This window comes from Bradyrhizobium sp. MOS001, from assembly GCF_004634465.1.
GTDB lineage: Bacteria > Pseudomonadota > Alphaproteobacteria > Rhizobiales > Xanthobacteraceae > Bradyrhizobium > Bradyrhizobium barranii.
In genome coordinates this window covers 326,225-335,062 of record NZ_SPVJ01000006.1, presented here as the reverse complement: position 1 = coordinate 335,062, position 8,838 = coordinate 326,225, and the positions used below count along the sequence as shown (strand labels likewise).

General features: G+C 65.5%; 8 protein-coding genes. 3 read left to right on the top strand and 5 right to left on the bottom strand.

The window, feature by feature from the left end; genetic code table 11:
- Nucleotides 1–405: transposase (locus CT676_RS12600; protein ID WP_135214773.1), on the bottom strand; the 405-nt coding region annotated here is incomplete at its 3' end.
- Between the two features lie 178 nt (nt 406–583).
- Between CT676_RS12600 and CT676_RS12595 the strand changes: the two genes are divergently transcribed.
- The 3 genes from CT676_RS12595 (at nt 584) to CT676_RS12585 (ending at nt 3,161) form a co-directional block, all read left to right on the top strand.
- Nucleotides 584–1,198, top strand: coding sequence for a TetR/AcrR family transcriptional regulator (locus CT676_RS12595; RefSeq protein ID WP_175617999.1), 615 nt, complete (start codon nt 584–586; stop codon nt 1,196–1,198).
- An 86-nt stretch (nt 1,199–1,284) separates the two neighbouring features.
- Complete coding sequence (locus CT676_RS12590) at nt 1,285–2,145, top strand: EamA family transporter (RefSeq protein ID WP_135214771.1); 861 nt, start codon at nt 1,285–1,287, stop codon at nt 2,143–2,145.
- A 149-nt stretch (nt 2,146–2,294) separates the two neighbouring features.
- Nucleotides 2,295–3,161 (top strand): alpha/beta hydrolase, encoded by an 867-nt coding sequence (locus CT676_RS12585; RefSeq protein WP_167768040.1) that lies wholly within the window; start codon nt 2,295–2,297, stop codon nt 3,159–3,161.
- Nucleotides 3,162–3,636: 475 nt separating this feature from the next.
- Here the strand turns inward: CT676_RS12585 and ftsH are convergent, their stop codons facing one another.
- The 4 genes from ftsH to pal form a co-directional block, all read right to left on the bottom strand.
- Complete coding sequence (ftsH, locus tag CT676_RS12580) at nt 3,637–5,559, bottom strand: ATP-dependent zinc metalloprotease FtsH (RefSeq protein WP_071909744.1); 1,923 nt, start codon at nt 5,557–5,559, stop codon at nt 3,637–3,639.
- Nucleotides 5,560–5,818: 259 nt separating this feature from the next.
- Nucleotides 5,819–6,913 carry a tRNA lysidine(34) synthetase TilS gene (tilS, locus tag CT676_RS12575; RefSeq protein WP_135214769.1) on the bottom strand — a complete coding sequence of 365 codons (1,095 nt, stop codon included), beginning with the start codon at nt 6,911–6,913 and terminating at the stop codon, nt 5,819–5,821.
- Between the two features lie 72 nt (nt 6,914–6,985).
- On the bottom strand, nt 6,986–8,026 hold the full coding sequence (ybgF, locus tag CT676_RS12570; RefSeq protein WP_166344448.1) for a tol-pal system protein YbgF: 1,041 nt from the start codon (nt 8,024–8,026) through the stop codon (nt 6,986–6,988).
- A 184-nt stretch (nt 8,027–8,210) separates the two neighbouring features.
- Nucleotides 8,211–8,699: a peptidoglycan-associated lipoprotein Pal gene (gene pal, locus CT676_RS12565; protein WP_028152222.1), complete on the bottom strand. Its 489-nt coding sequence runs from the start codon at nt 8,697–8,699 to the stop codon at nt 8,211–8,213.
- Between the last annotated feature and the right edge of the window lie 139 nt (nt 8,700–8,838).

Genomic DNA, 8,838 nt, shown 5'->3' with positions numbered 1-8,838 from the left:
GGCCACAATGCACGCCTCGACGATATGTTCGAATACGCGACGAACGACATCTCCCTCGCGGAAGCGCTCATTGCGGGCCCGCGAGAAGGCCGAATGATCCGGGATAGCATCCTCGATACCGAGCTTGCAGAACCACCGATAGGCGAGGTTCACCTGCACTTCACGGCAAAGCAGCCGCTCCGAGCGGATCGCGAAGACATACCCCACGATCAGCATCCGGATCATCAGCTCCGGATCAATCGACGGGCGACCCATGGACGAATAATGAGGAGCTAGTTCGCTGCGAAGCCAAGACAGATCGAGAGCAGTGTCGATCTTCCGCACCAGATGATCTTCGGGAACCGCATCGCTGAGATGAAACTCGTAGAACAGTTGACCTTGGTCACTCTTCAGACGGCCCATCATGGATCGACCTCGTCGCGATTCGCGTCATCACAACGGAATCACGCTTGCCGGCTCGTCTCAACTGACTTTTGCAACAAAATCGGCCCTGAACAGCCATTTCGGCGTTCAAAGCTGACGCCGGCTTTTGCTCCGAAACAGGCACTTGCGATATATAGACCGATCGGTCTATATATCGATCATGAGCCGCCAAACCCCAGTGCAGTCGCCCCGTGGCCGTCCCCGAAGCTTCGACGTGGACGCCGCGGTCGAACGCGCGATGGGGGTGTTCTGGTCGCACGGCTATCACGCCACGGCGCTGCCGGACCTGCTTCGGGCCACGAAACTCTCGCGTGGCAGCCTTTACGCCGCGTTCGGCGACAAGCACTCGCTCTTCCTGCGCGCGCTCGATCGCTACATTGCCGATGCCGTGACACGGATGGATGTCGAGCTCGCTCCCCGCAGGGAGCCGGTCGACGCCCTGCGGGCCTATCTTGCCGGCTATGTCGACCGCACCAGCGGCGCCAATGGCCGGCGCGGCTGCCTGCTGGTGGCCACGGCCATGGAGCTGGCCGGCAAGGATGCCGAGATTGGTCGCCGCGTCGCGGGCTTCTTCAGGGACATGGAGGTCCGGGTGGCCGATGCCCTGTCCCGCGCGAAGGTGGCGCGCAAGCTGGCCGACGGTGTCGATCCCGCGAGTGCCGCCAAAATTCTGGTCTGTTTCGTCGAGGGCCTGCGCGTGGTCGGCAAGACGGCGCCGGCGCGGGCCACATCGCAAGCCACCGCTGACGCTCTTCTCGACCGGTTCGTCAGGTAGCAAGCCAATCAGGTCAAAAAACCCCGGACGCCTCCGCACCTGGTGCGCCAATATCTGGACCGATCGGTCTTGAAAGGATAGATGCCATGTCTGCCATCCAGATCGTGTGCGCGGTAGCCGTTCCCCTGCTCTGGGGTTATCAGTTCGTGGCCATCAAGGTGGGCGTTGCGGAGTTTCCGCCGCTGTTCTTCCTCGCGCTGCGCTTCCTGGCCATCGCGCTGCTGCTCGTTCCGTTCGTGAAAAGGCCCACGCGCCAGCAGCTCGGCCCTGTCGCAGCCATTTCGATCTTCCTGGGCGGTCTGAACTTCGGGCTGTTCTATGTCGGTCTTGGGCTCGGCTCGGGCAGCATGTCGGCCGTCGCGTATCAGCTCGCCACGCCCTTCACCGTCCTGCTGGCCTGGCCGTTGCTCGCCGAGCGGCCGTCTCTCACCACGTCCGCCGGCGTGCTGCTCGCATTCGCCGGCGTTGTCGTGCTGGCAGCGGAGCCTGGCCTGTCGGCCAACGGGTTTCCGCTGCTCCTTGTGGTCGGGGCGGCCTTCGCATTCGCGGTGTCCAACGTCCTGACGAAGCGCTACGGCCCCTTCGATCCCCTGATGCTGATGGGGTGGTCGTCGCTGTTCACGGTGCCGCAGGTCATGTTGATGTCGCTGCTGCTCGAATACGGACAACTGGCGAGCCTCGTCACGGCGGATGGACGCGGCTGGCTGGCGCTCGCCTACACGATTTTCATCGGCGGAATTGTCGGGTTCGGCCTCTGGTTCTGGCTGATCGCCCGCTGCTCCATGGGCCGGGTCGCGCCGTTCGGCCTGCTGCTTCCGGTGTTCGCCTTGACGTCGAGCGTGCTGTTCCTTGGCGAGCGCATGACCCCGAAGTTGATCGCCGGCGGGCTGCTCGCGATCGCAGGCGTTGCGATGACACAAGTCAGACCAAGCGCGCGCCCCATTTGAGCCCGGACGTTGCGTTGTGGCATCGACACCATCTGCCTGGCAACGGAGATCACGAGGCTTCACGTCTCGGTGGTGGACCGTGTTGCGACGTGACGCCCCCAACTTGCCGTGCGCTAATATCGGACGGTCGAACCGGAGGGCGTATCATAATGTTTCGCAATCTTCTCGCCGTGCTTGTCGTCACGGTCGCGATCAGCGCGGCACATGCGGCACCGCAATGGTTGAACCTGCCGCCGACGCCGACACTGCCCAGGGCGACGCAGAGCGGTTTCGCGCCCGTCAACGGCATCAAGGTCTGGTACGCAATTTTCGGCCGCGGCGAGCCCGTCCTGTTGCTCCATGGCGGCCTCGCCAACGCCAACTATTGGGGCCGCCAGGTCCGCGCGCTGCAACGGCACTATCAGGTCATCGTCATGGACAGCCGCGGGCATGGGCGCAGCAGCCGCAATCAGGAGCCCTATGGCTACGATCTGATGGCCTCGGACGTGGTCGCGCTGCTCGATCACTTGAAGATCAGGAAAGCTGCGATCGTGGGCTGGAGCGACGGCGCGATCATCGGCCTCGGCATCGCGATGAAGCACCCGGAGCGGGTGAGCAAGCTGTTCGCCTTCGCGGCGAACTCGGATCCGTCAGGCGTTGCGGACATCGCGTCGAGCGACGTCTTCAACGCCTACATCGCGAGAGCCGGCGAGGAGTACAAGCGCCTGTCGCCGACCCCGACCGAGTACCAGAGCTTCGTCGCCGAGATTACCAAAATGTGGGAGAGCCAACCGAAATGGACGGCCTCGGATCTCGCTTCCATCAAGGTTCCGACCTGGATCGTGGACGGCGACCACGACGAGGCGATCAAGCGCGAGAACACCGAATTCATGGCGGCGAACATCCCGGGGGCCGGCCTGCTGATCCAGCCGGAGGTCAGTCACTTCTCGTTCCTGCAGGATCCCGAGCAGTTCAGCGACGACGTGCTGCGATTTCTGGAGCGTGGCGGTGAGAGGCCCGGAGCGGCAGCGAAGTGAGATATCGTAGGGTGGGCAAAGCGAAGCGTGCCCACCGCTTCTACCGTGAGCGCCGCGAGATGGTGGGCACGCGCTGTGCGCCTTTGCCCACCCTACGAGACCGGAGCCTCGTTGCGAGCACGGCGCCTCCACATCGTCATTGCGAGCGCAGCGAAGCAATCCAGACTGCCGCTGCGGAAAGATTCTGGATTGTTTCGCTGCGCTCGCAATGACGGAGTTCGTGGCGACGACACGCGCACCTCTCTCGTGTCCCGGACGCGCTGCTGCGTGCAACGCTGCTGCGCTGAGCCGGGACCCAGAAGGCCGCACGGCAAGATGCGGAGACATGGGCCCCGGCTCTGCAGCGCACCGGCGAAGGGGCGCTGCGCTGCGTCCGGGGCACGAGACCTGAGCTTGAAGCGCAACTGCATCAACATCGGCCAACAAAAAACGCGGCGTTTCCGCCGCGTTTTTCAATTCGATCTGCGCCTCTCGATTACGCCTGCGGCTGAGGCTCCAGGCCGGGATCCGGATCGGGCCGCGGCCGCGACTTGCCGGCCGGGGGCACGGCGGAGGCGCGCGGCGTGGTCGGCTCGAGCACGGACTCGCGGTTCGGCTTCTTGCCCTTGAGCAGGTCGATGATCTCGTCGCCGGAGAGCGTCTCGAACTCGAGCAGGCCCTTGGCGAGAGCTTCGAGGTCGGCACGCTTCTCGGTGAGAATGCGGGTCGCTTCGTTGTAGCCCTCTTCCACGAAACGCCGGATCTCGGTGTCGATCTTCTGGACCGTCGCCTCCGATGCGTTCTGGGTGCGCGACACCGACATGCCCAGGAAAACCTCGTCCTGGTTTTCGCCATAGGACACGGTGCCGAGCGCCTCGGACAGGCCCCAGCGCGTCACCATCATACGGGCAAGGCGCGTGGCCTGCTCGATGTCGGATGACGCACCGGACGTCACCTTCTCACGGCCGAAGATCAGCTCCTCGGCGACGCGGCCACCCATCATGATGGCGAGGCGCGAGGTCATCTGCTCCAGCGACATCGACAGCTTGTCGCGCTCCGGCAGCTGCATCACCATGCCGAGCGCACGGCCGCGCGGAATGATGGTCGCCTTGTGGATCGGATCGGTCGCGACGACGTTGAGGCCGACGATGGCGTGGCCGCCCTCGTGATAGGCCGTCAGCAGCTTCTCTTCCTCGGTCATGACGAGCGACTTGCGCTCGGCGCCCATCATCACCTTGTCCTTGGCCTCTTCGAACTCGGCCTGCGTCACCATCCGCTTGTTGCGGCGGGCGGCGGTCAGGGCGGCTTCGTTGACGAGGTTCATCAGGTCGGCGCCGGAGAAGCCCGGGGTGCCGCGCGCGATGGTCTTGAGGTTGATATCCGGCGCCAGCGGCACCTTGCGGACGTGAACCTTGAGGATCTGCTCGCGGCCGACGACGTCGGGATTGGGCACCACGACCTGACGATCGAAGCGGCCCGGACGCAGCAGCGCGGGATCGAGCACATCTGGACGGTTGGTCGCCGCGATCAGGATCACGCCCTCGTTGGCCTCGAAGCCGTCCATCTCGACCAGCAGCTGGTTCAGCGTCTGCTCGCGCTCGTCATTGCCGCCGCCGAGACCGGCGCCACGGTGACGACCGACGGCGTCGATTTCGTCGATGAAGATGATGCAGGGCGCGTTCTTCTTGGCCTGCTCGAACATGTCGCGAACGCGGGAAGCACCGACGCCGACGAACATTTCGACGAAGTCGGAACCCGAGATGGTGAAGAACGGCACGTTGGCTTCGCCCGCGACCGCACGCGCGATCAGGGTCTTACCGGTGCCGGGAGGGCCCACCAGCAGCACGCCGCGCGGAATCCGGCCGCCGAGGCGCTGGAACTTGCCGGGGTCGCGGAGGAACTCGACGATCTCCTGCAGGTCCTGCTTGGCTTCGTCGACGCCGGCGACGTCCTCGAAGGTGACGCGGCCATGGGCCTCCGTCAGCATCTTGGCGCGCGACTTGCCGAAGCCCATCGCCTTGCCGGCGCCGCCCTGCATCTGCCGCGACAGGAAGATCCACACGCCGATCAGCGCGATGAAGGGCAGCCAGGACACCAGCAGCGAGACGAACCACGGCACGTTGTCGCCGGGCGGCTTCGCGGTGATCTGGACCTTGCTGTCATAGAGGCGCTTCACCAGCGTCGGATCGTTCGGCGCATAGGTCTGGAAGCTCGAGCCATTGGTGAAGGTGCCGTGGATGTCCGGGCCCTGGATCACGACGTCGCGCACATTGCCGCGGTCAACTTCGCTCAGGAGCTGGGAGAAGGCGATGTCCTGCGAGGAAGCGCGCTGACCCGGATTCTGGAAGAGCGTGAACAACGCCAACAGCAGCAAGACAATGATGACCCAGAGGGCGAAATTGCGCAGATTGGCGTTCATCGATCTTCCTTCATGGTCGCGCGGATCGCGGCCTGATCCTTGGGCGGTAGCAGTTACTTTGTCAGTGCGAGGAAATCCCCAAGGAATCCTCTTGGTTAGACGGATACAATTTAGGTGCCGCCCCGGTCGCTGCCAAGGGAACGAGATGGGACTATTTATCCCATCTTAGAGCGATTCCCGCTGAAATAATGGCGATCTGCCCGGGGTTTTTCCTGCCTGGTTAAGGTGTCCTGACGGCACGCGGCCGAAACGGCCGGTGTCATGATCCGCCCTCATCGGCCCTCATCCGTCCCTTGGACCGCCGGGCGGGCGCCGGTGCGATGTGGATACGCCCCCCGGCAAGGCTGATCAAGGCTCCCGCAAGGGTCTGCTTCAGGAACGGCCGGCCATTTGCGGCTGCGCGGGGGCTTGCAGCCAAACTTGCAGCTATGGCCTGATCGAGCGCCGCCAGGAGAGTCTCGACCTTGCCGAGTTCCGCCGGCCCCTCATGACCGAGGGCATTGACGGCCCGCAGCAGGAGCCGCAGCCGGACCTCCTCGGGCAGATTGACAAATGCCGAGGCCTCGAAGCTGCGAACGCCCGCCTGCGGCGCATCGCCGCGCGCCCGAAGCTGAAGGAAGCGTTCGGCGCCATCGACCAGCACGTCGACCGCCGCATTGGCCCGCGCCAGCCTGCCTGCGAGCCGCGCCAGGCTCCTGCTGTCGCCCCCCTCGGCCGCGAGTTGCGGCAGCAGCGCGCGCAGCCGCGGCCGGGTGAAGGCGGTGTCGCGATTGGTGGGATCATCGGCAAAGCCGATCTTCGCCCGCCTCAAGGTCGCGATCAGCTGCGATTTCGGGACATCGAGCAGCGGGCGCGCCAGCACGACGCCGTCGCGCTCCGTGAGGCGCGCCATCGCCGACAGCCCGGCAAGCCCGCTGCCGCGGACAAGGCGCATCAACAGGGTCTCGGCCTGGTCGTCGCGGGTGTGGGCGGTCAGCACATGGCTCGCGCCGGCGTTGCGCGCGGCTTGCGCAAGCAGGCGGTAGCGGGCCTCGCGCGCAGCGGCGGGCAGTCCCGTGTTCGGCTTCGCGCCGCGCCAGTGCAGGGTCCGGTGTGCCAGCCCGAGTTCAGCCGCCAGCCGCTTGACCTCGCGTGCCTCGCGCGCCGCCTCCGGGCGCAGACCGTGATCGACCGTGACGACGGTCAGTTGCGGACCGCGTGCCAGGCCGCGCCGCCAGCGCGCGGCGAGCCACATCAGCGCGACCGAGTCAGGTCCGCCGGAGACCGCGAGCACCAGCGCCGGCGCGCTTCTGAGCTCGGCGAAGAGCTGCTTCGCCGCGCGCGCCGAGATCGGTGAGTTGTCGTCGTCTGACATGACGCTGCCCAGGCCATCGCCAGACTATTTAGCGCGGCGCGATCCGCATTGTCAGGGCGCAAATGCCGCGCGTCAGCACTTCACCCGCTTCTGCTCGCGATCGACGGCGGATTTGACGCCGGCGGAGGCGCGCGGATATTTGCGGCCGACCTCACCGAAGGCGGCGCAGGCGGCCTCTTTCTCCTTCAGCGCGGCCAGCGACTGGCCGAGCCGCAGCAGGGCATCCGGCGCCTTGGCGGATTTGTCGTATTTGGTGGTGACGGCGAGGAAGGCTTCCGCGGAATCGCGATATTGCTGGCGCTGGAAATAGCTTTCGCCGAGCCAGTATTGCGCGTCGCCGAGCAGCGGATCGCTCGGATGTTTCTGCGCAAAATTCTTCATGGTCTGCTCGGCCAGCGCATAGTCCTTGCGCTGCATGTAGCCGATGCCGAGGTCGAACTCGTCGCGCGGCGTTGCCGAGGGCGGCAGGGTCGTCAGGCCGGTGCCGCCCGATGGCGCTGGATAGCCCGATTGTGCCGGCGGATAGCCGGGCTGGGCTGCCGGCGGCACGCCTTGCTGGTAGCGCGGGCTGGTGTTGGCGAGATCGAGCGGCTCGCCGGCAGCGCGCCCGCCGGGCGCGCCGCCAGGGGCGCCTGCCGGCATCGGCTGCTGCCCGCCACCAAGCGCGCGCGGCGCGCCGGGCGCATTCGGGTTCTGGTTCGGATCGAAGGAATCACCGCGGCGGCGCACGCCGGGCGCACCGGGCGCCGGCTGCTCCTGAACGATCGGCGCGGGAGCAGCGATCTGCGGCTGCTCGTAATTCGGCTGGGCCTGTTGCTGCTGGCGATAGGCCGGCGCGGACTGCGCAGGCGGTACGGCTGCGACAGAGGGCTGGACCGGCACCTGTCCGGGCGCGGCTTGCGCGCCGCCCTCGAGCGCCCGCAGCCGCTCTTCGAGCTGGCGGTTGCGGTATTGCAGCTCCTCGTTCTGGCCGGTGAGCTGGCGCAGCTGGTTCTCCAGCCGCTCGATCCGCATCTCGGGGTCATCGTCCGACTGCGCCAGTGCAGGCGAGCACAAAGAGAACAGCGCGGCGATCGCCACGGTGCCGGTAAAGACCTTGGATCTGGATGACATCTTGCCCTGACGACGAAAACGAAATCTGCGACGGAACCTGCGACGCGCCACACATTGAAAGGCAGTACGCCAAAAATGTGACTGGCACCACGGGGTTTCGGTCACAGATGGCTGAAACAAAACCGGCGCCCGAGAGGGCGCCGGCATAATCGGTTCCTGAAGATGAACGGCGCCTGACTGATCGTCAGGAGCTCGCGTTCAGCACGGTGACGGCGCGACGGTTCTGCGACCAGCAGGAAATATCGTTACAGACCGCGACCGGCCGCTCCTTGCCGTAGGAGATCGTGCGCATGCGGTTCGGATCGATGCCGCGCGAGGCGAGGAACGAACGCACCGACTGGGCGCGGCGGGCGCCGAGCGCGATGTTGTATTCGCGGGTGCCGCGCTCGTCGGCATGCCCCTCGATGGTGAAGCTGTACTGCCGATAGTTCTGGAGCCACTGCGCCTGCTTCTCCAGGGTCACGATCGCCTGCGGCGTCAGATCGGTCTGGTCGCTCTCGAAGAACACGCGGTCGCCCACGTTAACGACGAAATCCTGCTGGCTGCCAGGTGTCGCAGCATTGGCCATCGCATCCGTCGCTGCATTCTTGTTCGCGCATGCGCCCATCGACAGCGCGATCGCAACCACCGCAGCCAGCTTCAATCCCTGGAGGATACGCATAGGGTATTTCATTCCGGAGCCTCCACGCTCACGTTCGTCCACTGCTGTCCGGTCTACAGGGGGTTGGTTAAGCGAACGTTCCGTCAACCTTGATGGAACCTTGCTTCAGCCGGTCAAATGCCCCCAAACCGCGAAAAGCAACCGTCATGGT

Coding starts and splice junctions, on each gene's coding strand:
- ftsH (WP_071909744.1), bottom strand. CDS start 5,559: ATGAACGCCAATCTGCGCAATTTCGCCCTCTGGGTCATCATTGTCTTG.
- ybgF (WP_166344448.1), bottom strand. CDS start 8,026: ATGTCATCCAGATCCAAGGTCTTTACCGGCACCGTGGCGATCGCCGCG.
- tilS (WP_135214769.1), bottom strand. CDS start 6,913: ATGTCAGACGACGACAACTCACCGATCTCGGCGCGCGCGGCGAAGCAG.
- CT676_RS12595 (WP_175617999.1), top strand. CDS start 584: ATGAGCCGCCAAACCCCAGTGCAGTCGCCCCGTGGCCGTCCCCGAAGC.
- CT676_RS12585 (WP_167768040.1), top strand. CDS start 2,295: ATGTTTCGCAATCTTCTCGCCGTGCTTGTCGTCACGGTCGCGATCAGC.
- CT676_RS12590 (WP_135214771.1), top strand. CDS start 1,285: ATGTCTGCCATCCAGATCGTGTGCGCGGTAGCCGTTCCCCTGCTCTGG.
- pal (WP_028152222.1), bottom strand. CDS start 8,699: ATGAAATACCCTATGCGTATCCTCCAGGGATTGAAGCTGGCTGCGGTG.